Genomic DNA, 23,821 nt, shown 5'->3' on the forward strand with positions numbered 1-23,821 from the left:
AGATTAGTATTGTTCTGCACTGAAGTCTCAGATTCCTGCTTCGTTATTGCTGCGGACTATTCCTACATGACATCGCCTTTTATTTATAACGTTTAAAAAACCAAGCTGGAAAAAGCTTTTTATAACAATGGATGATCTAGCAAAATGTCCACGATAGAGATAATTTGTGTTTCAATAATTAATGGCCATATTGGGAATAGTATTTTTGATAGGAGGATGTTGTTATGGAAGATCATCATAGCCATGTAAAACTGACATCTGCTGAGTTGGCCTATTTATGGACAACGTATTTATCAGATGGAATGTCCGTTTGCATGTTGAAACATTTTCTAAAACATGTCGAGGATGAGGCAATCCAATCAGTTGCTGCTCATGCCCTCAAATTATCAGAACAGCATATTGACTTTATAGAGACATTATTTGCGGGAGAGAATATTCAAATTCCGGTTGGTTATACGGATTCTGATGTGAATTTAAATGCTGCGCCGTTATTTTCAAATTCATTTTACCTAAATTATATCCGGAACATGTCAAAAGGTGGTTTAGTTACATACGGCAGGATTCTTCAAAATGTTTATCGCGAGGATATCCGCGCTTTTTATAACGAATGCCTGACCGATACTATTGAGCTGGATACATCAGCTGTGAGCCTTTTGCTGAAAAAAGGACTTGCCGTCAGGCCGCCTTCCATTCCTTATCCTGATCAGATACAGTTTGTACATAAGCAGTCGTTTATCCTGGAGGGCTTGGGAAGACGGGAAACTCTTACAGGTACAGAAGTGACCAATTTATATGCCAACATTAACTCAAATCATTTCGGAAGCTGTTTGGCCACCGCCTTTGCCCAGGTTGCCCAATCCGATAAGGTAAGGGATTATCTTTTACGAGGAAAAGAAATTGCTCTTAAGCACATAAACGTATTAGGCAGTTACTTGAAAATGGCCTCTTTGCCGGTTCCAATGTCTTATGACCATGAAGTTACGAAATCGACCGATGTAACGTTCTCGGATAAATTGCTTATGTTTCATTTCAACCTCATGATTTATGCCGGCATAGGCAATTACGGGTTATCCATATCAGAAACACAGCGTTCAGATTTAATTAATGATTATTCCCGCCTTACCGCGGAAATTCTTAAATTTTCAGAGGATGGGGCCAATATCATGATTGCTAACCAATGGCTTGAGCAGCCTCCACTATCAGCAAATCGCAGGGATTTGGCAAAAGAATAAGCTCGTTAGGCAGCCTTATTGGCTGTCTTTTTTAGGTTTTCGATTCTTTCTGTTGCGTTCGTCACACTTTTGCCAATATGCTGTGACACATTTTTGAACAGTCGCTTAATCCCCTATTCTCACGGTGTTTATCGGAGTATATTTAAAGTGTAAACAACGTATTTAAAAACAAAAGGAAATGGGGAATCATTCATGTTTAACAAATTCTTACGGGAAAACAAGATTGTTGCTGCTCTGCTCGCTGTACTTCGTGTGTATCTCGGTTATGCCTGGTTCACTGCAGGTCTTGGTAAAATTCAGAGCGGAGCATTCGACGCCAGCGGATTCATTCAAGGTGCAATCGCCAACCCGGTTAAAGGCCCAGACGGCGGTGTCGTCTACGGCTGGTACGTGGACTTCCTGCAAAGTGTAGCACTTCCTAACATTGACCTGTTCAACGTTCTTGTTCCTTGGGGCGAACTGCTTGTAGGTCTTGGACTAATGCTCGGCTGCCTGACAACTGCTGCAATGTTCTTCGGTCTAGTAATGAACTTCGCGTTCTTCTTTGCCGGAACAGTCAGCCACAACCCAACTGATATTCTGTTTGGATTCATCTTGCTTGCAGCTGGTGCAAACGCTGGTAAATACGGTCTTGACCGCTGGGTGCTTCCTTACATCAACAAAGCAGTCTTCAAAAAAGAACAGCTTCAAAACTAATATAAAAGGAGAGTCCTCCCCCTTCTCCGCTTCAATATAGAATGAACCCCTCATGTGTAATGAGGGGTTTTTTCAATAACCACGTTGCCGCTTGGCAGGTTTCCATCCTTGACTGGGATTAGCATGGTTGGGAACGGAACTGCAGGTTCAAATTTTGTCAGTCTCAATCCCCGGTTAACTTTAAAATCGTAAAAAACAGGAGCACTTTTAGCACTCCTGCACACTGCTATTATTATTCTATTTCACCAGGTGAGTTTGAGTTATTCTTTTGCAAAACCTTCAACCCTGATCCAATATCGGACGCGAGGACATAATTACGGTCTACAAACACTCCCCAGATATTCGATTTGCTTGGGATGTAGACACCAGTTTCAACTGGTGAAGATGGGTTCGTGATATCGACAGTCCTAACTCCGCCTGAGTAATGGGACAGATACAACGTGTTTCCATGGACTTTAGGGTCATGGACCGTTGCACCACCAGGAATTTTGTCAGTAAAATCTGTCCTGAAAGTGCTCAAGAGCTTCGGATTCGTTTTATCCTTAATGTCATAAATCATCGTATAGCCATAAGCCGATTCAAAACCATCGCGTGTCGGCCCAAATACCTCCCTTGTTTCAACAAGGACAGTGCCCCCTTTTGCTAAATCCATGGAATGGGCTGCTCCCTGTACATTGTTCGCGAAATCGGTCCTTCCCAGGTATACAGGGTTAGCTGCATCACTGATATCCAGGATAATGGTTCCTAAATCCCAATAGGAAAGGAAAGCAGTTTTTCCAGTACCATCGGTTTTTACACTGTGGGCAAAAGCAGTACGTTTCACTCCAGACTCATCTGTCCAATTGTAGCCATCATAGTTGGAATCACTGATTTCTGCAATATGATCACGCGGGTCAAACTCAAAAACTGTATTAGGTTTAGCAGGATTGGTTATATCGACAATGTTAACATCCATTTTTTCACCATGGGAGTAGAGGTCGGCATAGCAATTTGCTGTCAATACATAGACGTTATTTCCCTGAACGGTCAAATAAAGCTCATGTGTACCGCGTGAGCCTGAAGTGTCTTCCCAGAAACCGAGTTCCTTTGGGTTCCGCGGGTTTGTGACATCATACAGGACAAAGCCGCCCTTTGCATTTGGGTTATTGCGGTCCAGCTTCTGTACACTTACAGCAGCAAGGTCTCCTTTAAAGTTTGGTGTGTTGACAGATTTGACAATCACTTTTTCCTGCCAGGTCCCCGGAATTGCCGCAAAGTGGGAAACTTCAACCGGATTAGACGGATCTTTCATATCAAACACGCGGACACCGCCCCCGCCTCCGTTGGCTGAGTGTGTTCCAAGATAAGCAAAGCCTTTATAGGCGTAGACATCTCCTGTTGTATTTTTGACTCCTTCACGAATCTGTTTCAATCCAACAGCTGCCACTTCCTTAAGCGCGCCAACATTTTTGCTGCCTTCAAGCAGCGGGACAGTCAGTTCCACCCCTGCCAGATTTTCTCCCTTTTCCACTCCGCCCCCAAACTCATCGTGGGCAAATACCGATGTACCTCCGGCTGAAAAAACCAATACTCCAGCCAAGGCGGTGTTAATCAGAATCCTTTTCTTCATTTTACATTCCTCCCACTCATCAACTTTTTCATGCGATTATGTATAACGTGCTGGGTATCACATTAAACCACTAAAGAGTTTATATATGATGCTAAAATTATAATGAATATTCCGTCTCTTTAAATGACCGATATGTACTGTTTTTTTATTCATTTCATATGGTTCTATTTGTCTAAAAATGGCAGTTCCATCTAAACAAAAGAGTCTATGGGAGGAATATCTCGGTCTTGAATATTTCCCAATACGAATGATGTTTTATTGTTTTAAATAAAAACTCGTTTCATAACTAGTAATCCCTTTTGTCTACTATGCTATAATAAGATGGTTTTTCTAAAAGGAGGTACCTATGTTAACAACAAAGCGCAAGATTACCCCTGACTACGACCCGTGGGAAGCATATATGGATATTGAACAGTATGGAAAGCCGATGCTTACCAACATTGAATTTACAACAACGACTCTATGCAATATGCGCTGTGAGCATTGTGCGGTGGGCTACACGCTTCAGCCGAAGGACCCGAACGCATTGCCGCTTGAGCTTCTTTTACAAAGGCTAGATGAGATCCCTGCACTGAGGTCGCTGAGCATCACCGGCGGAGAGCCGATGCTTTCCCTTTCGTCTGTCAAAAATTACGTCGTGCCGATATTAAAATACGCACACGAACGAGGCGTGCGCACACAAATCAATTCGAATTTGACACTTGATCTGGCCCGCTACGAGCTAATTGTCCCGTATCTTGATGTTCTACATATCTCTCATAATTGGGGGACGGTTGATGACTTTGTTGAGGGCGGCTTTGCCCGGATGAACAGGAAACCGGATTACAAACAGCGAGAGAACTATTTTAAAAGAATGATAGAAAATAGCAGGGCACTGGTGAAAGCTGGGGTCATGGTATCTGCAGAGACAATGCTAAACAAGCGGACACTGCTGCATCTTGAACGCATCCACAAGCAGATTGTTGAGGAGATGCTCTGCCAAAGGCATGAGGTGCACCCTATGTACCCTAGCGATTTCGCAAGCAATCTTGAGGTATTGTCGCTTGATGAAATTCGCTCAGCCGTCCATCATCTGCTTGATATCCGCGATGAAAATGTTTGGATGCTGTTTGGAACACTGCCGTTCTATGCGTGCAGCGGAAACAAGGATGACCTTGAACTCTTACAGCGCCTTTATAAGAGCAAGAATGTGACTGTCCGGAATGATCCTGATGGCCGCTCAAGACTGAATGTTAATATTTTTAATGGCGATATCATCGTGACTGATTTCGGAGATACTCCGCCGCTTGGCAATGTCCAGACTGACAGCCTTCCCGATGCCTTTGAAAAATGGCAGACATCCGACCTGGCTAAGAGCCTTAGCTGCCACTGTCCGGCTGTTTCATGCCTGGGTCCAAATATATTAGTCAAGAATAGCTATTATCAGGACAATGATTTTAGCAAGCTTCGCAACAACATTAGTAAATGAACATAAACAGGCTGCCAGGTAGGCAGCCTTATTTTTTACTAGCCTCCCATGAGGTTTTAACAAAAAAAGTGCCAAACCCCCAGGGCTCAGCACTCAAAAAATTCATCTTCACACAATAAAAATTATAATTCCACGGTTTCCAATTGGAAGCCTTCAACGACAGCCTCTTCGTCGATTTCTAGCAGCAGGCAGCGCTTTCCGTTAATCGTAACATAGCGGACGTTTTTTAAATCCTCCGGGTTGACTGTAACGGTGGCAACCTTAGTCTCAATTTTTACGGTTTTCGGCACAAGGCTTGTGGCTTTGATTTCCTTTTGCTCGTTATCTAGCACGTTTTTGAAAGCGAATTCGACTTTCTCGGTTGTGACATCCTTCACGCCGCTTTCGTCTAGAATCCGCTCCACATCGTGGTAATCCAGCATAGGTGCCTCGGAGTCCTCGGCTTCCTCGACGACTTTGTTAATTTCAGTGTATATGTTTGCAAGCACGTCAGTTTCGACCTTTTCACCAATCAAAGACTGAAGCACTTGTTCGAAGTTGTCCTTTTCTTCTTTTGCAGTATGGATTGGTTCACAAGTCAGAACCTCTTCAATGAACCGGTCACTAGGCTGATTTGCTTTCCCGGCAGAATAAAGGATATGGTTTACATCGGCTGCACCTTGATTGAATGTTGGAAAAAGGAAGCCAAACATAGGCGCCGTTAAATTGATAATCGGGTCTACAGCAGTATTTGCCTTGAATTCCTTCTCAATGTAATCAAATACTAGCGAGGATTTGGGTTGATCCGTCCGGTTCAAACTGCAAAGAATGAAGCGGTGGGAAAACATTTCATCATCTCCGCCTTCTTCCGTTTCTTCGTTGCGTGCCCTGGTCGCAACCTTGAATTCTCCGCGGATGAATGTCACCACTGTATCCATTTCATAGACAAGTCCATCAAACATTTTTTCAACAATCGAAAGCATGCTTTGCATCCACGTTTCAACGTCTTCTGTTTTCAGGTTATCATAAAGGATTGTTTGCGTACTGCCCTCTTCCCCGCGCTTGAATTTCAGATCGAACAGCTTGGCATCAAGCTGCCCTGCAAGCACTTTTCTGAAATTATCCATAAACAACTCCTGCTGGAACTGTTCAAGCATCCCAAATGGCTGGCTTTGCCAATGAAAAATTTCAGAAGTTTCCTTTTGGACATATACATTGAAAATATCCGTGATCTCTAGCTTGTCGTTATCGGTCTTAAATTGCTTCCGAACTGTGCTTACATCCTTTTTGTTCACGTGAATTCTCCTCTCATACTCCAGACATATGATTTTATCATTGGTTTTTCATATTTTTCAAGGTGATATTTTTCTTTGTTCTCCTGGGCAAAAATAAAAAAGGACGGCTGCCAGCACTAATGGCTCCATCCTTTATTGACAACCTGCTTAAAGACCGTTCTTCTTAATAAGCTCGTATCCATTTTCCCTGATGGCATATTCAACACCTTGCTGCAGGCTCAAAAATGATTGTATCCCCTTCAATTTTACATTCGAATTGGCCATCTGGCTTGCAAGTTTTGAAGAAACCCCAACAATATAACATTCGCTACCTAATAGGCGAATGGCCTTGATCAGTTTTTGCAATCCGAAAATCGTATATTCATTGATTTGTGTCATTCCCGTAACATCTATCAGAATGTAATTCGCTTTGCGGGTGGATAACTCGAATAATGCCCTTTCAACAAGATCGGATAGCCTTTCCTCATTAAAGGTTCCAATCAGCGGAATAACCAATATTCCCTCGAGTACAGGAATCACTGGAGATGACAGTTCTTTTACAAGAGCAGATAGTTCTTCTGTCCTTCCCTTAACCTTTTCCTCCAATTCAGAAATGCTTTCTAGCTCCTTCTGTCTGGCCAGATTGTGGATATTTTCGCTAAAGGTAATGGTTGATTTGAAAACTTCAATCTCATCATAATCATAACCTGCTCTTTGACTATGTTTTACTTCATACCACATATCCTCTTGAAACAGCCCGCCAAATATCCCTGCCCAATGGCTAGGTATTAAGACATTAACATGCTCATTTTTGCCCTCTTTAAAAATCCTGTGCTCCCAGCCATTGAAAAGCTGCACCACTACCCGCTTTTCTTCAAGGGAGAGGTATGTAATTTTGAAGTCACCCCATCCGGCACTTTTATATATATTCCTGTATTCAGCAAGGATTTGTTCTATATCATTTCGACCCTCATAATACGTTTTCACGATTTGGCCCATCCGATAACCAGTTGCCTCATATACCGCTTTTGAAACATTCTTTCCGGATACATCTTCTATCGTATTTAAGAACAACTCGATTGCATTGTCCCAGAATACTAGTGCTGGAGCGCCATCGAACGTGAGCAAACCATTTGTTTCATCCCAAATTAACTCATTGGTATTAACGTGTATAGTGGTTTTGGTCATTGCTGGTCTCCTTATAAATTTTGTTTTTCACTGGCTACAATTAAAGACAGTTTCGTTTTAAGTCAGGGCCGTTTCGTTCAACAAACATTAAACAGTACTTACTACATAGTTCTACCATTAATCCTAAAATCCTTTATCCAGCAAAAAAAACTATTAATAGGTTTTCACTATTTGTATGTGTTTTCACACCTTAGACAAGAAGCTTTGACAGCTTTTTGAATGGTGCTTGAAAGCCCTATTCACACGGTGTTTACCGGAGTATATTTACAGTGTAAACAACGTATTTAAAAACAATAGGAAATGGGGAATCATTCATGTTTAACAAATTCTTAAGGGAAAATAATGTTGTTGCTGCTCTGCTCGCTGTGCTTCGTGTGTATCTCGGTTATGCCTGGTTCACTGCAGGCCTTCACAAAATTCAAGGCGGATTCGACGCGAGCGGCTTCATTAAAGGCGCGATCGCTAATCCAGTAAAAGGCCCAGACGGCGGTGTAGTCTATGGCTGGTATGTCGACTTCCTGCAAAATGTTGCCCTTCCAAACATTGACCTGTTCAACGTTCTTGTTCCTTGGGGCGAACTGCTAGTAGGACTTGGACTTATGCTCGGCTGCTTGACTACTGCGGCAATGTTCTTCGGTCTAGTCATGAACTTCGCGTTCTTCTTTGCAGGAACCGTCAGCCATAACCCAACTGACATCCTGTTCGGATTCATTCTGCTGGCTGCTGGTGCAAACGCTGGTAAATACGGCCTTGACCGCTGGGTACTTCCTTACATCAACAAAGCTGTTTTCAAAAAGCCACAACCTCAAGAGTAAAGAGGAGTCCCCCCTTCTCCCCTTTCAAAATATTGAGCCCTTCAGGTTACTGGGGAGCTCTTTTACTATTTCAGGAGTACCATGACAGCTTAACATTCTATGGTATACTTACCAAAAAAGGGGGCTTACTTTTTTGATGAATAACGCATTTACGTTCCTTCCGATACTGGCACTTATTTTTTATATTGTACCGATCGCCTTTATCATTTGGTACATGTTGAAGTTCCTTAAAGTTCAGCAGGAACGCAACTCGGTTCTTAAAACGATATCAGAAAAGCTGGACCGGAGGCTTTAGAAGGCAGGGGCACCTGTCTTTTTTATTTTGGTCAGGTATCTCCTTTACGAAACTAAAATGGGGTTTTTCTCTCTTGTCTCCATAGTATGAGGGTTTCTCTTTACTGGGTTAGGAACCCCTGCAAATCTCCTTGCTAAAGTGTTCAGAAAATCCTCGTGGAAACTTTTTCCCTTGTTCCTGCACGTCAGTTTGTGCTATAGTGTACATTTACACTACCCCACAGGAGCCTGATGCAGGCTTTTATTTTTTTCTAAATAGAAGAGTGAGTTATTAAATGGCACAAATGTTTATTCATAATTTGGTCATAATTTTCATATAGGATTATTTGCAGTAAAAGGAAGGTGTAAATAGAATGAATAAATTCACTTTGGGAGCCCGTCGTATTTTTGATAAGTATAGTGGCTTTTTCTTATTAGCAGTCGTATTACTTTGGATAAAAACCTATGTAGTTCAATCAACCCAGTTTGATTTGGGTATAGACAATGCCCTGCAACAGTTTCTATTGTTTTTTAATCCTTTAGGATCTTCCCTGTTTTTTCTGGGACTAGCTTTCTTATTTAAAGGAAAAAGGAAGTATACGGTGCTGTTGAGCTTCTACTTCATCCTGTCTTTCCTTCTATATGCCAATGTTTTGTATTATCGTTTCTTTAATGATTTTATTACGCTACCTACGATTTTCCAGACACAAAACTTTGGTGATGTGAGCAGCAGTATCAGCTCCCTTTTAAGGCCATATGATCTTTTGTTCTTTATTGATATTGCATTATTAATTGCGCTATATGCCTTCAAGATTGTTAAAATCGAAGTTGGGAATGTTGGCCGGAGAAAAGTAGCTGCACTGTTCACTTTTGCATTACTCATCTCAGGCATAAATTTGGCTTTAGCAGAAATGGACCGTCCCCAATTACTGACAAGGGGATTTGACCGGAACTATATCGTGAAGTACCTGGGGATGTACAATTACACAATTTACGATGCTGTCCAAAGTTCAAAATCCTCTGCTCAAAGGGTATTGGCTGACAGTGATGAAATAACTGAGGTTATCAACTTTACAAAATCGAATTATGCCGAACCAAATCCTCAGTACTTTGGGGCCGGGAAAGGTATGAACGTCATTTATTTGCACCTTGAATCGATTCAAAACTTCTTGATTAATTACAAGCTGCATGGTGAAGAGGTTACACCATTCCTAAATTCCTTGGTGAATGAAAAGCACACCCTTTACTTTGATAACTTCTTCCATCAAACTGCGCAGGGCAAGACAGCTGACGCGGAGTTTATCATTGAGAATTCCTTGTACGGATTGCCTCAGGGTTCTGCTTTTACAACGAAGGGCAAGAATACGTACCAGTCCGCACCCGGTATATTAGGCCAGCAAGGCTATACATCGGCAGTCTTCCATGGTAATGGAGGCTCGTTCTGGAACCGGAACGAAATCTATAAATCATTTGGTTATGATAAGTTTTTTGATGACCGTTTTTATGAAATCAAACCGGAAGACAAGGCAGATTATGGCCTCGAGGACAAGCCATTCTACGAGCAGTCAATCCCGCTCCTTGAAACATTGCCTCAGCCATTTTATGCAAAGTTCATTCCTGTTTCCCACCATTATCCGTATACAATGGACCAGGAAGAGGCTACAATTGCACCGCATACTACTGGCGACAAATCAGTTGATAACTACTTCCAAACCGCTCGTTACGCTGATGAGGCATTAAAGGAATTCTTTGATTACCTTAAAGAATCCGGCCTATATGATAATTCGATCATTATCATGTATGGTGACCATTACGGAATTTCAAAAAATCATAACAAGGCAATGGAACAGGTACTCGGAAAAGAAATTACAGCATTTGAAAACACTGGGTTACAAAGATTGCCGTTATTCATTCGCGTTCCTGGCATTGAGGGTGGAATTAATCACGAATACGGCGGCCAAATCGACCTGATGCCTACACTGCTCCACCTGTTGGGCATTGATACAAAGGATTATGTGCAGTTCGGTACGGACTTGTTATCCAAAGATCATGATGAGCTGATTCCTTTCCGGAATGGTGACTTTGTAAGCCCGGACATTACAGCCATTGATGGCAAATATTACGATTCAAGGACTGGCCTGAAATTGGACAAAGATAACCTCGAAAAGGCCAAAGCATTACGTGAGAACGCAATTCATAAATTAAGGCTTTCAGATAAAGTGGTAAACGGGGATTTGCTGCGTTTTTATAAACCTAAAGACTTTACCCCAATCGATCCATCCCAATACGATTATTCATTGCCAGGAGATACTCAAGTAAATGAATAATGAGAAGGCTGCTTAAGATACGATTCTTAAGCAGCCTTTTTTATGTGTATAGCTGTCTCTCTATAGGAACAGACTGACTTGCTCTGCTCCTTTTTGCCTCGGCCTTTGTTTTCTGGCACTTCGGTTTTCCTGATGCGGCTTTTCCCGCAGCTTCCGCTTAGTAAAATAAGATTTCCTTCCAGTAGGTTTTAATTATGTGAAAAAGTTCACATATTAGACAAGAATCTTTGACAGCTTTTTGAACAGTCTCCATAACCACTATTCAGACAGTGTTTTCCGGAGTATATTTACAGTGTAAACAAGTTAATTAACTTCATAAAAACTAAATTGAAACGGGGAATCATTCATGTTTAATAAATTCTTACGAGAAAATAATATTGTTTCTGCACTACTTGCTGTGCTTCGTGTATATCTTGGTTATGCATGGTTCAGTGCAGGTCTTGGTAAAATTCAGAGCGGAGCGTTTGATGCATCCGGCTTCATCAAAGGTGCAATCGCCAATCCGGTTAAAGGCCCAGACGGCGGTGTAGTCTACGGCTGGTACGTTGACTTCTTGCAAAGTGTAGCACTTCCTAACATTGACCTGTTCAACGTTCTTGTTCCTTGGGGCGAACTGCTTGTCGGTCTTGGCTTAATGCTTGGCTGCCTAACTTCTGCAGCAATGTTCTTCGGACTAGTTTTGAACTTCTCATTCTTCTTTGCCGGAACAGTCAGCCACAACCCAAGTGATATCCTGTTCGGATTCATCATCCTTGCAGCTGGTGCAAACGCTGGTAAATACGGCCTTGACCGCTGGGTGCTTCCTTACATCAATAAAGCAGTCTTCAAAAAAGAACAGCTTCAAAATTAAGAACAAAAGCGGAAGCGCCTTGGTCATCGCCGTACAAAATGGAGGGACTTCGACTGAGATAAAGGAATCACGAAGAGCGTTAGCGAATCGATGATGACTTATCGTAGGGAGAAGGCCTGAAGTTTGCTAGGCGATAGGCGCTGGAGCTAGACGTAGACAAAATCGGTAAAAAGTTACCCACATAAGGCGGAATCCTCCCCCTTCTCCCCTTTAAAATTAGGGCCCTTCCACAATGGAGGGCTCTTTTATTTGCTTGATATTACTCGGCTTACTCAAGAGTCCCATATTTAATACCAAGTAAGTGGTTGGGCTGCTGCCGGAATAGATATAATTGCTTGCCACAAAATGGATTTGTATTCGTCTATATAGTAAATCATTGCCATTTACTAAAGGATGGGATCCTGAATGAGGAAGATTGCCGTTGCTATAGTGTTATATAGTTTATTTATACTTGCCTTCCCCTTAACTGGCTATGCATGCAAATGTGCATATCCTCCAACAGTCCAACAAGAATTACAAACATCTAAAGCAGTTTTTACCGGAAAAGTAATTGGCGTAAAGGATCATGAAAAACAGTATGGAAAAAAAATCCTCTTTGCGGTTATAAAATCATGGAAGGGTTTAAATGAATCACAGGTTATACTCGATACTGGCCAAGGTGGCGGGGATTGCGGGTTCACTTTTCATGAAGGGACAGAATATCTTGTCTATGCAAGTGAAAACGTTGGGAGGATCTATGGCGATGGTTCCTCTATGGTGACAACCATTTGTGACAGAACAAAAGAAGCCGCTTCAGCAGGGGAGGATTTCAAATTACTAGGTGAACCTACTGTACCTGAAAAGAAAATCGATCTAAGTAAAAACTTCAAGGATGGTCGCAACTCATTTTCTACTGCCGCTCTCTCTTTATCCGTTTTAGGATTAGGATTCCTTGGGGCATTTTTAGCCTGGAAAATAAATAAAACGAAAAGGACTGAATAACAAAACGAAGGCCGTTTCCAAACAAGTTGGTAATGGCCTTTTTGCATACATAACAAGATATAATTCTTATAACTTTCCAAGCGTATCAGGCTAACATGCTTAGTCTACGCAAACTTAATTTAGAGACTAATCGAATCCCTTTTCTTCTAGTTTCCACTATGAGTGTATGTTTTCACACCTTAGACACAAAGCTTTGACAGCTTTTTGAATTGACGTCAAATCCCCTATTCCGCAAGTGTTTTCCGTCGTATATTTATAGTGTAAACAAGTTAATTAACTTACTTAAAAAATAAAACAAAATCGAAAAGGGGTATCATTCATGTTTAACACATTCTTAAGGGAAAACAAAGTTGTTGCTGCTCTCCTCGCTGTACTTCGTGTATATCTTGGTTATGCCTGGTTCACTGCAGGTCTTGGTAAAATTCAGAGCGGTGCATTCGATGCCAGCGGATTCATCCAGGGTGCGATTGCCAATCCAGTAAAGGGTCCAGACGGCGGCGTCGTTTACGCCTGGTACGTCGACTTCCTGCAAAGTGTAGCACTTCCTAACATTGACCTGTTCAACGTTCTTGTTCCTTGGGGCGAACTGCTAGTAGGACTTGGCCTTATGCTTGGCTGCTTGACTACTGCTGCTATGTTCTTCGGTCTAGTCATGAACTTCGCGTTCTTCTTTGCAGGAACAGTCAGCCACAACCCAACTGACATTCTGTTTGGATTCATTCTGCTGGCTGCTGGTGCAAACGCTGGTAAATACGGCCTTGACCACTACGTGCTTCCTTATATCAACAAAGCAATTTTCAAAAAAGTTCAAACTCAAAACTAGGGTGGAGCCCTCCTCCTATTAGAAAAGCGGAAGCGCCTTGGTCAGCGCCGTATGGACTGGAGGGCCTCGAAGGAGATAAAGGAAACACGATGAGCGCCAGCGAATCGATGTTGACTTATCGTAACGAGGGGACCGAAGTACACTAGGCGCTAGGCGCTCCTCGAAAAAGCTACCGCTTTTTCTTCGTGCGATGCTGATGCTGCCGAAGCTTTCCTTGTGGAGCTAGACAGTTCTCAAAGAAAAGATATACTTTGATACTATAAAGATGGCCCTTCTAACAAGAAGGGCTTTTTTATCTACATTGTCCAGTATTTTGTTATTGATTGTTCACTTTTTGGGTGAATCCCTTTTGGTATAATAAAGATGTGATCATCCGACAATTAAAGAACATACTGGGGGTGATAAAATGACCTTATTATCTGTGTTGTTTGCTTTTATTTTGTTTTTGTCCGTGGTTATTATGCTCTTCTTCTTCCTCCATGGAAAGACTGACCAGGTTTCATCCAATAAACGATACAATACCCTATTAAAGAATTTTTCAGGTGTCGGGCTTATTGTCTCAATTATCGGGCTATATTTTTACCCATTCTTTTAATCAACCGGCTGCCAATTGGGCAGCTTTTTTTAATCCCTAGTTTGGACGGCGATGAACACAAAGGAAAGCTCCTGAGAATAATCATCGCAGTGACACAAAGGAAAGCAACCTTGAACTAACATCGCAGAGACAGGCGGCTCTTTGCCTGTCGCGAGGGACATTTTACCTGTCACGAAGGCGCTTGCGCTTTTGTTTTTCCCTCTAATTTCCTCCATTAATTATCCCCTCCCAAATCCACCCTAATCTTATAGATGAAATACGGGGTGATCGTATCTTGGTAAACAAATATGTTATTGCTAGCGGTATTGTTGCTGTCGGGCTTTTTGCTGCAGGGGCTTTTTATCTGGATGACGGTGAGCCTAATCGGAATGAACAATCTCGTGTTCAGAAGACGACTGAAGGCTTGCAGCTCTTAAGGGAACGTGATGGCCATCAACTCAGAATAACAGAGCTTGATAATGTTTGGAATGGCGGGCAGACGCGGATTCTACTTGAAAAGGATCCGGAAGTTGCGATGATCTACCATAATGAGAAAGATGCGAGCCATTATGTTCACGATGAAGTAGTCGTTGATTTTTTTACTAAGCCTTCACATCAGACAATTACTGCGATCAACAAGGAAATTAACGGCACGTTGCTGAAAAGGCTTGATTCAACCTACATTTTTAAATCAGCAGCCATGGAAACCAGCCAGCTTCTAGCTTATTTTTCAGCAAGGAAAGATGTTGAGTTTGCAGAACCGAAATATTTTCTTATGCAAAATGACGTCCCAGTTCCGAATGATGTATTCTACCGGGAGCAGTATCAATGGAATCTGCCGGTGATAGATGCCGAAACCGGCTGGTCCATTTCGAGGGGTTCAGAGGATATTACGATTGCAATCATAGATACTGGTGTGGACCTCAACCACCCAGACCTTAAGAATCGTCTAGTCAAGGGGTATAATGTACTTGCCGAAAACAAGGATCCTAATGATGATAACGGGCATGGCACACATGTGGCAGGCATTATCGCCTCTGAGACCAATAACGGTGAAGGCGTTGCAGGTATTACCTGGTATAATAAAATTATGCCTATTAAGGCAATGGGGAAAGAAGGATATGGAACGACATTTGATATCGCCAAGGGAATTTATTGGGCAGTTGACCATGGAGCGCAAGTTATTAATATGAGCCTTGGCAACTATCAGCCCTCCAGGGTATTGAAGGAAGCAATCGATTATGCTTATAAAAAGGATGTCATTATGGTCGCCGCCGCGGGAAATGACAATTCCCGGCAGCCAACCTACCCTGCCTCCTACCCCGAAGTTCTGGCTGTTTCCGCGGTTGACCATGAAGGAGCATTAGCAGAGTTTTCGAATCACGGACATTATGTGGATATCGCCGCCCCTGGTGTTTACATCCCAAGCACCTATTTCCTTAATCGTTACGCAGCCCTTTCCGGGACTTCCATGGCCGCCCCTCATGCCGCAGGGCTTGCAGGCTTAATCCGTTCCGAGAATCCCAAGCTTTCAAATCGTGAGGTCATCAGGATTATGCAGCGCTCTGCTATCGATCTTGGCTCTAAGGGTAAGGATAACCAGTTTGGAAGTGGAATGATTGATATTAATAAAGCGCTTAAGCTCACTCAGGATAGTAAACAGGACAAACGCCGTGAACCTCCTGCTCGAAGCCTGTTGGATTGGCTCGTAAGATAAGATTTAACGAAATAGTCCTATATGGCTGGAAGGTTGTAATATAACCGTCCTATAGCATCCACTATGCACCAGGCAAAACTATGAAAGAGTCCCGCTCAAATCAGCGGGACTTTTTTCATAACTACTTTTTACCCATACATATAGTTAAAACGTCTTCAGTATATTTATACTGTGACAAAGTTGTGAAATTTTTTTAAGGAGGTTGGGAAATGAGGCTTGGAGCACTTTTTTTAAAGGTTGCATCTCTGTATTTTCTGGTCGGGGTCGTTATGGGGGTGGGCATGGAAATAGCTGGCGACCATAGGCTGATGGGGGCACACGCGCATATTAACCTCGTTGGCTGGGCTTCAATGGGGTTATTCGGTCTTATATATGTCCTGTTCCCAAAGGCTGGTGAAACACTTTTAGCAAAATTGCATTTCTGGCTTTATAACATTTCAATGCCATTATTCATGCTCGGCTTATCGTTTTTACTTCTGGGAAATGAATCACTTAAGTTTCTATTGATGATATTCCCGAATGTCCTGGTCCTGTCCGTTCTCTTCTTTGTCATCAACGTTTTGAAAAATGTCAGCGTAAGGGATGTCCGCAATCTTTCGAATATTGGATAGCTTATAAATTGGGAGACACTTCTACAGGTGCCTCCCTTCTTAATTCAAGAATGGCCATCAGCCACGGCACTGCTCGTTTTTTCCTGGAAAAAATTCGCCCTGGACGGCCTGATGATTGCTAGTAACAATACACTCGAGATTAATCCTCCTGCAACAGCAAACGAAACAGTAACCACTTGGACGGAAATAGCCTCTGCCAAAAAACCGACCAGTAACGTCAGACCGATTTGAATTAATCCCTGAACCATATCCGCTAGACTGGCAAATCTGCCCATCAATTCAACCGGGACATGATTTTGAAAGAAAGTTGCATAACCTGTTGTCGCAAAAGCCATGAAAAAGCCTAAAAATACAAAGGCAACTGTTGCGGTTATGAAGTTAAACGACGAATAAAACGCAACATAGCCAATTGCCGTAAGAATCATTCCGCCGCCAAGATAAAGCTTCAATGGAACTTTTTTTGTAACAAGAGCCGCTGTAAAAGACCCTGCCAGCGCACCAGCACCGGTAATACTGACTATTAAGCCATAATCCCGTGTCGATAGATCCAAGGTCTCTTTAATAAAAGTAACCTCTTGTGGATCCAGTGCGAAACCTATTAAAGTGGCTGTCTGGTATAAGATATAAACCAGTATAAAAAATTTTGCTGTTTTAACAAACACATTAACGGCTTTCCAATCCGTAATGAGTGTTTTCAAACCTATCGGCTCACGAATCTCGGCTGACTTTTCATCAACATCAGGTAAAAAATAAATTAGCAGCGCACAAACGAAGAATGAAATTGCATTAATAAAAATACATAAGTCCGTGCCCCAATTCATAATTAAAAAACCTGCGATTGCCGGCCCAAGCAGGAAGGCACCCGAGCTTGACATCGTCATGATCGAATTGAAACGTTTTCTGTTTTCTTCAGGAACTAATTTCGTAATATAAACAGATGAAGATGGGCCAAAAAAAGCACCAGCTATATGGGTCAGAAGCAAGAGAAAATAAATAAACCACAAAGAGTCTATAAAAGGAAGGAGCAGTATAAGAAATCCCCTGACAACATCGACCAGTATCATAAGTTTCCGCTTATTTACCCGGTCAATGATGCTTCCTGACCATGTATTTGTTAATAATGAAGCTATCGGCCGCATAATGTAAAGCCCTGCTACTGCTGCCGCTGATCCCGTAATATCAAGGATTGATATGTTTAGTGCAATTAAGTAAATCCAGCTGCCTAGAAACGAGATGCCAATTCCCGATAACAAAAGTATCGGATTTTTCCATGCCTTCATTGTTTCATCCTTTCACCAATATTTCCCTAATTATACCATCCCTTTGCGCAATTATCTGAAACTTTAAGGGAGAATTTCGGGAATAAATATTGGGAAAATTTCATTCTGCATGAACGGGCATTCACCAAGACTATGATTGACATTTTGACTGCAAGCCACAACCGAGTTGTCACTCATTAAGGCTATGAATGACATTTTAATAGAAAACCGCACTTGAGTTGTCATTCATCGAGGTTATGAATAACATTTCGATAGCATTGCGGACTTAAGTTGTCATTCATCGAGGCTATGAATAACATTTTGAAAGCAAACCCCACTCGAGACCATTCATCGAAACTAGTTTACTAAACACAAATAGGCTGCCCCATCACATGACGGGACAGCCTATTATTTATAATTAACGTACTGATTTAAGAGCTTTGCTCCATGCATTTACTTGATCAAGCATTAGGTTAACGTTATCAAGGTGCATGTCTTGTGGCTTGAATTCTGCTCCGTTTACGAAATCAGTGAACAGGGACAAAGTTGGATGTGTGCGAACGTCCGCAATCATCAATTCACCCATGATTCCACGAAGGTGCTCAGCTGCACGTGCACCGCCAGTAGAGCCGTAGCTTACGATACCAGCTGCTTTGTTGTTCCAAGCTTCACGAGCAAGATCAAGAGCGTTTTTCAATGCGCCAGTGATGCTGTGGTTGTATTCCTGAACGATGAATACAAAGCCATCAAGGCTTGCAAGCTTTTCGTTCCATTGTGCGATTCCAGGTGCATCCGCTTCGCCAAGGAATGGCAATTTGAAGTCTGCGATATCTACGATTTCATAGTTTGCATCTCCGCGCTTATCAGCGATTTCCTTCACCCATGCGCCAACCTGCGGGCTAACACGTCCTTCACGAGTGCTTCCAAGGATAATACCAATGTTAAGTTTTTCTGTTGTCATTGTTGTTTCCTCCTTTGGCTGTTTGCCGAATAATTTGTCAAAAAGACCCATACCTACACCACCTATTTTAGTAACGATGTATTTCTAACCACAATGCAAAATAAAGTGTTTTAAATAGGCATTTGCATAAATGTGGTTCGATATGTAACATCGCAAGTAAGTTACTTTATGTAAGTAATTATATTTATAATACTTATGTATGTCAAGTAATCTATTTTCAATTAAATATTTAATTATTTTTTGATTGAGGGTATAATAATAAAAAGGGGTGGTGAAATGGACCTAAAACAAGTTTGCCCAAGATTCGAAAAAGCAATGAGTTTGTTGAGCCAAAGGTGGACTGGATTAGTCATATACCAGCTTCTGAATGGGCCCCAGCGCTTCTGCAATATAGAATCTTCTATTGGTATTAGCGGCAGGGTTCTTTCCGAGAGGCTGAAAGACCTGGAGTCGGAAGGAATTGTTAAACGTGAAGTGTTCCCGGAAACACCGGTCCGAATTGAATATTCGTTGACAGAAAAGGGGCGCTCACTCCAGCCTTTGATGAAAGAAATAGAAAAATGGTCGGAAGAGTGGATAGAAGCAACTAAGGCTTAAAAAATAATTGAAGGCTGCACTCGCTAAATTTAAATTAAAGCGATTGCAGCCTTTTTGTTTTATATTCTGAAGCTTGGTTGTTCTAAATGCAAAAGGATCATAATGTTCCCAGCCTTATTTGTTACGCGTAATTTTACTCAGGTAATTCTTCATACGCTATTTTTTCAATAATGACCTTATGCTGCGGATAGTCCCTGAGCAATTCGGCTTGTGTGAATAACTCAAACTCTTCAAACTCAAAGCCTGGAGAAACCATGCAGCCGACTAGTGCAAAGCCATCCTCTTCAAGAAGAGATGATCCAAAAATTGTGTGTTTTGGAACTGCTACCTGAGGGACTTCCCCTTTTTCAGCATTCAGGCCTAGCCTCGCTTCTTCATACTCGCCATTTTCATGAATCATATGGACGGATAGCGCGTTTCCCGCGTGGAAGTACCATAATTCGTCCGACTTCAAGCGGTGCAAATGCGAAATATCACCCGACTTGAGCAGAAAATAAATACTTGTATATAGTGCTTTTTCTGTTCCTTCCAACACTTGATCCGATTTAAAGGTTTGTTTAAAATACCCGCCTTCTGGATGTGGCTCCAGTTCAAGCTTTTTTATCCAATACTCTGCATTATTCATCTAACTTCCTCCTTGACTACAAATATTCTTCCCAAGTATAAGCTTTGTTGCTCGTGGCCGCAAAGGCATGGGGGAAATTCATTTGCAGAGGACAAAAAGCCCGGCGCAAATATATGCATCCAGGCTTTCATAAGCTTATTTTGTAAAAATTGCATTTGAAAGGAGTCTGAATAGATAATCGGTGTGATCCCTGAATCCTGCTTCAAGTCCAATTAAGGTTACATTCTTATTATCTTCCTTGACGACAACTGGCTGGCCTGACACATCGGGACGATTCCTCCAGTGCCCTGCTAAGAAGAAGTCCTGGTTATTGTCAAAGGTTGCCGCAACTTCATCATTGCCTGAAACTGTATACCAGGCTGGGCGGTAAACAAAGCCAATATCGTCCTGGCTGTACCCGGCTGTCAATCCAGTTCCATCGTAATCAACTTTTACAATACCGTTACTGTTGCCCCCGCCTGTATTGATAGTGTTATCAGTCAATCCAAGCGTCTTTGTTGCTCTTGATGCCCCCGCACCAACCGCGATGTACTTTCCGCCATTGGAAAGGAAGTTGTTTAGATTTGCTTTAAAGGTTTCCAACTGTTCAGCATATTCAAAGCCAAATTCTTTGTTTGCCGCACTTAGATTTGTAGAAATCAAGCTTTCCGTACCGCTGTAGACAAAAACATCAAATTCGGATAAACCTGTTTTGGCAACTTCGACTGGAGTTACCTCGGTTATGCTAAAGCCTAGACGCTTCAATGCTAGTTTAGTACCGGAATGTGATTGCGCTTTCCCCATTCCGCCATCCTTAAGGATAGCCACTTTCAGACTTTCAACTGATTCTGCGTTAGCAGGAATGGCGGCTGATTCAATCAGAAGTCCTGATTCTTTGACTGCGGCAGAAACTTTGTTTGCTGAAGCATCTGCATAGAAATTGCCTTCTGCATCACGCTTTATGTCGACACCTTGCTTCAACAAGTCATTAACAAGTTTTACCGCCTTCACTGAGCTATTCGGAATAAGGAAAGGCCCTTTCCCAGAAACCGCTCCCTGGCTTGCAACTTGGTTGACCATCGAAGAAACAACCTTAATCTCTTCATGAACCGGGTCGGCTGTAAAGCCCCATAGCTCCGGAAGGCTCCATGCTGAAATGTCGTACATGGCTGGTGTGTCATTGGAGATGTCTTCTCCATCCCATAGCATCGTATTGGCAAGGCCGGCTTTTGCTTGATCCATCTGGACGATGTATGTTCCTTTCTTATAGGACTTGCCGCCTGCAGTAAATGGCTTGGATGATTTTACAACTTCTATGTCGTTATTAATCAAATGCTGGACTGCTTTTTCTGTTACCGTAGGATCCTTTTCATTGACCGGCAGGATGTAGGCATTAGGGAAATGACCTTCTTTGTGATAAGGATGGTCGAAGTTGATGCCGCGCTTAAACATTTCGATTTGGTCTGCAATCATTTCCTGTTTATTTTCAGTGGCAAATTCCAAAGCACCCATGATTGCATCGTACATCCAGCGGACGCCGTCTTCGTCATTTGTTGGTGCTTCAAGTGTATGTCCATAAGCACCATGATACATTGCATACATTGGCGTAAAAACTGGCGGGTAGTCATCCCAGCCGGCAGCATCATCGCGCTGCGGGATATACGCGCCCTTCATGCTTTTGTATAGATTGCCGCTGTACTCCAATTTATTGGAGAGTATTTCGGCCTCCATTGCCTCAGCTTGTCCAAATGCCCATTTTTGATATAAGTCATATTCATAGTTTGGATTATGTGGAGGCGTACAAGGTTCAATCAGGCCTTGCAGGTTAGGCCCATAATTTTTGACATAGCCATGGGTATCAAGGAAGACCATCGGGTTCCATTCTTTCAGCAGGGCGACGGTTTCCTTCGTTTCTGGCTGCGACTGAGTAATGAAATCGCGGTTTAAGTCAATGCCTTCACCGTTAAACCGGGTTGCATCTACTCTGCCGTCCGGATTCTGAACAACGTTGAAGATTAAAATGTTGTTGGCCAGAATATCTTTTGTTACCGAATCATTTTCAGTTGCGAACCGTTCAATCAGCTGCATGACTGCATCGGTGCCTACAAACTCTGTTCCGTGAATCGATCCATTTATCATTACAGGAACCTTAAAGTCAGGGTTTGCATTAATCCAATCCTGTGCCTTTTGGGGATTCTTGAACATTTGCTTCCTAAGCGACTGGATTTTCCCAAACTTCCCCTGTGCTTCTGGGTCTGCAATCGTAACAACATACAATGGATAGCCTTTAGAAGATACGCCCTTTACCTCAACCTTTACACGATTTGACAGCTTTGAAATTTCATCGAGCTTTTTGCCAACCTCAGAGAATTTCATAAAATCATAGTTTTCACTGTTGAATTTGCTCCCGTCCTGCTCCTCATTAACATTGACATTCACCCATTTGACAGGGCTGGCAAGCGGTGCGCTAAAAGGCACTGCTGCAAGCAAACTTGCAGCCAGTAAACTGGCCACAACCGTTTTCTTTTTCATGTCCCTACCTCCCCATTTTGTATAACCAATCAACACTATGTATTTTTATACTTCGATTAGTATTTTAATAATTTAGAAAACTTATCACAATAGGGGGAATTTCCTATTCTCCACCCAGAATCGTGCATAGTTTCATACTTATTACCTATACAGACACAAAAAAGCCACCTTCATCTAGGCAGCTTTATTTTTGTATAAAAAATGCTTAGGACATACCCATAAAGCGCGTGACCCACTAACCAATAAAAAATTGCCTGAAAATCCAATAATCCTGGTGTCCTGTTAGACAGTAATGTGGTTGGGTATAAGACGATGCCAATCACCATTCCAGCCAAAATGAAAAACGCCTTGCTTCGCGGCCTCGCTCCAAGAATCATGCTGACTAGGATGGATATAAGTAAATGAATGCCAAACTCCAATGCCTCAGGAAATGTTATACGGTTAAGCATTGGAACATAGTCGACGTTTAAAAGCAGAACATATACTTTTTCATCCGTAAATTCTTGAACTGCTTTAAGAAAAAGTCCCAAAACGACTCCCGATATCAGCCCTGCAACAATTTGCTTTGTCCGGCTGCTGCTTTTCACAATCTTCACCTCACCTCCCCCATACCCATTCTATAAGCCAATCAGTCCGTTTATCCTAGTCATCCGCCAAGGCTGTTTGAATGCCTGCCAAGTAGGCAATGCTAGTGTAAGCATCATAGTGGAGGATGTGCTCGTTATGGAATTTTTGCATGGCCAGGAAACTCTTACGGCTTTCCAATGGGTGCTTCGGGCAGTAATTGGTTTCCTCTTTTTAATTATAATCGCAAAGGTTTTGGGACAGCGTGCTATTTCCCAACTTAGGCTGTTGGACTTTGTCATCGCCCTGGTCATTGGCGACATTATCGCACATCCTCTCTCCGACCCGGGGCTTGGCATGAAAGGGGCTGTGATTACGACAATTGTCCTAGTAATCCTTTATGTTATGGGAATATTCGGGATCCTCAAGTCCCCTCGATTTCGGAGATTGATCAACAATGCTCCTATTACCATTGTAGAGAACGGCGAAATTATTTATTCCGGTATGAAGAAAGCGAGAATTTCCTTGGATGTACTGCTTGAGGAAATGCGCGAGCGCCAAATCGACTCTATCAAGAAAGTTGCATTGTCGATATGGGAGGCTGATGGGAAGATATCTTTTTTTGTTGACCCTAACTATCAGCCACTTACCCCTTCACATTACAAAATGAAATTAAAACCATTCGACCTGCCACGAACAATCATTAAAGAAGGGCGCATCAATAATGAAGAACTTCAGCAAGCATCAAGGGATAAGGACTGGGTTGTTGAGAGGCTTAAACAGAATTATGGTGTTAGCGTGAATGACGTTCTTCTTGCCACCCTTGATAAAAAAGGAGACCTAAATATCTTTTTGTATAAAAATAACTAAAAGGAGTGCCGGGGCAC

Annotated in this window: 23 protein-coding genes; 14 read left to right on the plus strand and 9 right to left on the minus strand. The window is 42.3% G+C overall.

The genetic code is table 11. From position 1 onward, the window contains the following. Window positions 1-224 precede the first annotated feature (224 nt). Together AM500_RS19905 and AM500_RS19910 are read left to right on the plus strand one after the other, a co-directional pair. Window positions 225-1,232, plus strand: a complete 1,008-nt coding sequence (locus tag AM500_RS19905) for a DUF3231 family protein (RefSeq protein ID WP_053600793.1) — start codon at window positions 225-227, stop codon at window positions 1,230-1,232. Window positions 1,233-1,424: 192 nt separating this feature from the next. Continuing rightward, window positions 1,425-1,928, plus strand: coding sequence for a DoxX family membrane protein (locus tag AM500_RS19910; RefSeq protein WP_053600794.1), 504 nt, complete (start codon window positions 1,425-1,427; stop codon window positions 1,926-1,928). 232 nt (window positions 1,929-2,160) lie between these two features. On the opposite strand, the gene AM500_RS19915 is transcribed toward AM500_RS19910, so the two are convergent. Continuing rightward, entirely contained in the window at window positions 2,161-3,537 is a 1,377-nt protein-coding gene (locus AM500_RS19915) for an LVIVD repeat-containing protein (protein ID WP_053600795.1), read from the minus strand. A 346-nt stretch (window positions 3,538-3,883) separates the two neighbouring features. Here AM500_RS19915 and yfkAB point away from each other — a divergent pair, with 346 nt between their 5' ends. Further along, the gene (gene yfkAB, locus AM500_RS19920; RefSeq protein ID WP_053600796.1) at window positions 3,884-5,005 is read left to right on the plus strand and encodes a radical SAM/CxCxxxxC motif protein YfkAB; all 1,122 of its coding nucleotides are present in this window, start codon (window positions 3,884-3,886) and stop codon (window positions 5,003-5,005) included. Window positions 5,006-5,127: 122 nt separating this feature from the next. On the opposite strand, the gene AM500_RS19925 is transcribed toward yfkAB, so the two are convergent. After that, the gene (locus tag AM500_RS19925; RefSeq protein ID WP_053600797.1) at window positions 5,128-6,279 is read right to left on the minus strand and encodes a DUF4317 domain-containing protein; all 1,152 of its coding nucleotides are present in this window, start codon (window positions 6,277-6,279) and stop codon (window positions 5,128-5,130) included. Between the two features lie 147 nt (window positions 6,280-6,426). After that, window positions 6,427-7,446, minus strand: coding sequence for an STAS domain-containing protein (locus AM500_RS19930; protein ID WP_053600798.1), 1,020 nt, complete (start codon window positions 7,444-7,446; stop codon window positions 6,427-6,429). Window positions 7,447-7,760: 314 nt separating this feature from the next. Between AM500_RS19930 and AM500_RS19935 the strand changes: the two genes are divergently transcribed. The 7 genes from AM500_RS19935 to AM500_RS19960 all read left to right on the plus strand — a co-directional run bounded on the left by AM500_RS19935 (window position 7,761) and on the right by AM500_RS19960 (window position 14,110). Beyond that, the gene (locus AM500_RS19935; RefSeq protein ID WP_053600799.1) at window positions 7,761-8,261 is read left to right on the plus strand and encodes a DoxX family membrane protein; all 501 of its coding nucleotides are present in this window, start codon (window positions 7,761-7,763) and stop codon (window positions 8,259-8,261) included. 133 nt (window positions 8,262-8,394) lie between these two features. Further along, window positions 8,395-8,556, plus strand: a complete 162-nt coding sequence (locus AM500_RS25635) for a hypothetical protein (protein ID WP_156319863.1) — start codon at window positions 8,395-8,397, stop codon at window positions 8,554-8,556. 352 nt (window positions 8,557-8,908) lie between these two features. Then, window positions 8,909-10,861 carry a lipoteichoic acid synthase gene (locus AM500_RS19940; RefSeq protein WP_053600800.1) on the plus strand — a complete coding sequence of 651 codons (1,953 nt, stop codon included), beginning with the start codon at window positions 8,909-8,911 and terminating at the stop codon, window positions 10,859-10,861. 346 nt (window positions 10,862-11,207) lie between these two features. Beyond that, window positions 11,208-11,711 (plus strand): DoxX family membrane protein, encoded by a 504-nt coding sequence (locus tag AM500_RS19945; protein WP_043932997.1) that lies wholly within the window; start codon window positions 11,208-11,210, stop codon window positions 11,709-11,711. A 405-nt stretch (window positions 11,712-12,116) separates the two neighbouring features. Next, a complete protein-coding gene (locus tag AM500_RS19950) occupies window positions 12,117-12,692 on the plus strand; it encodes a hypothetical protein (protein WP_053600801.1) in 576 nt (191 codons plus the stop codon). Between the two features lie 319 nt (window positions 12,693-13,011). Next, complete coding sequence (locus tag AM500_RS19955) at window positions 13,012-13,515, plus strand: DoxX family membrane protein (protein WP_053600802.1); 504 nt, start codon at window positions 13,012-13,014, stop codon at window positions 13,513-13,515. Window positions 13,516-13,921: 406 nt separating this feature from the next. After that, the gene (locus AM500_RS19960; RefSeq protein WP_053600803.1) at window positions 13,922-14,110 is read left to right on the plus strand and encodes a hypothetical protein; all 189 of its coding nucleotides are present in this window, start codon (window positions 13,922-13,924) and stop codon (window positions 14,108-14,110) included. Window positions 14,111-14,139: 29 nt separating this feature from the next. Here the strand turns inward: AM500_RS19960 and AM500_RS19965 are convergent, their stop codons facing one another. Then, window positions 14,140-14,325, minus strand: a complete 186-nt coding sequence (locus AM500_RS19965) for a hypothetical protein (protein WP_053600804.1) — start codon at window positions 14,323-14,325, stop codon at window positions 14,140-14,142. Window positions 14,326-14,384: 59 nt separating this feature from the next. Here AM500_RS19965 and AM500_RS19970 point away from each other — a divergent pair, with 59 nt between their 5' ends. Both AM500_RS19970 and AM500_RS19975 read left to right on the plus strand, forming a co-directional pair. Continuing rightward, window positions 14,385-15,806: a S8 family peptidase gene (locus AM500_RS19970; protein ID WP_231688050.1), complete on the plus strand. Its 1,422-nt coding sequence runs from the start codon at window positions 14,385-14,387 to the stop codon at window positions 15,804-15,806. Window positions 15,807-16,015: 209 nt separating this feature from the next. Beyond that, window positions 16,016-16,417, plus strand: coding sequence for a cytochrome-c oxidase (locus AM500_RS19975; RefSeq protein WP_053600806.1), 402 nt, complete (start codon window positions 16,016-16,018; stop codon window positions 16,415-16,417). A gap of 44 nt (window positions 16,418-16,461) precedes the next feature. Here the strand turns inward: AM500_RS19975 and AM500_RS19980 are convergent, their stop codons facing one another. After that, a complete protein-coding gene (locus AM500_RS19980) occupies window positions 16,462-17,697 on the minus strand; it encodes an MFS transporter (protein ID WP_053600807.1) in 1,236 nt (411 codons plus the stop codon). A gap of 397 nt (window positions 17,698-18,094) precedes the next feature. Further along, window positions 18,095-18,688 carry an NADPH-dependent FMN reductase gene (locus AM500_RS19985; RefSeq protein WP_053600808.1) on the minus strand — a complete coding sequence of 198 codons (594 nt, stop codon included), beginning with the start codon at window positions 18,686-18,688 and terminating at the stop codon, window positions 18,095-18,097. Between the two features lie 225 nt (window positions 18,689-18,913). On the opposite strand from AM500_RS19985, the gene AM500_RS19990 reads away from it, so the two are divergent. After that, window positions 18,914-19,234 carry a winged helix-turn-helix transcriptional regulator gene (locus AM500_RS19990; protein ID WP_053600809.1) on the plus strand — a complete coding sequence of 107 codons (321 nt, stop codon included), beginning with the start codon at window positions 18,914-18,916 and terminating at the stop codon, window positions 19,232-19,234. 133 nt (window positions 19,235-19,367) lie between these two features. On the opposite strand, the gene AM500_RS19995 is transcribed toward AM500_RS19990, so the two are convergent. The 3 genes from AM500_RS19995 to AM500_RS20005 form a co-directional block, all read right to left on the minus strand. Continuing rightward, entirely contained in the window at window positions 19,368-19,859 is a 492-nt protein-coding gene (locus AM500_RS19995) for a cupin domain-containing protein (RefSeq protein WP_053600810.1), read from the minus strand. Between the two features lie 135 nt (window positions 19,860-19,994). Further along, on the minus strand, window positions 19,995-22,370 hold the full coding sequence (locus AM500_RS20000) for a M14 family zinc carboxypeptidase (RefSeq protein WP_053600811.1): 2,376 nt from the start codon (window positions 22,368-22,370) through the stop codon (window positions 19,995-19,997). Window positions 22,371-22,540: 170 nt separating this feature from the next. Beyond that, entirely contained in the window at window positions 22,541-22,966 is a 426-nt protein-coding gene (locus AM500_RS20005; protein WP_053600812.1) for a hypothetical protein, read from the minus strand. Between the two features lie 127 nt (window positions 22,967-23,093). Between AM500_RS20005 and AM500_RS20010 the strand changes: the two genes are divergently transcribed. Further along, window positions 23,094-23,804, plus strand: a complete 711-nt coding sequence (locus tag AM500_RS20010) for a DUF421 domain-containing protein (protein WP_053600813.1) — start codon at window positions 23,094-23,096, stop codon at window positions 23,802-23,804. Window positions 23,805-23,821 lie beyond the last annotated feature (17 nt).

The organism is Bacillus sp. FJAT-18017 (assembly GCF_001278805.1).
GTDB lineage: Bacteria > Bacillota > Bacilli > Bacillales > Cytobacillaceae > Bacillus_D.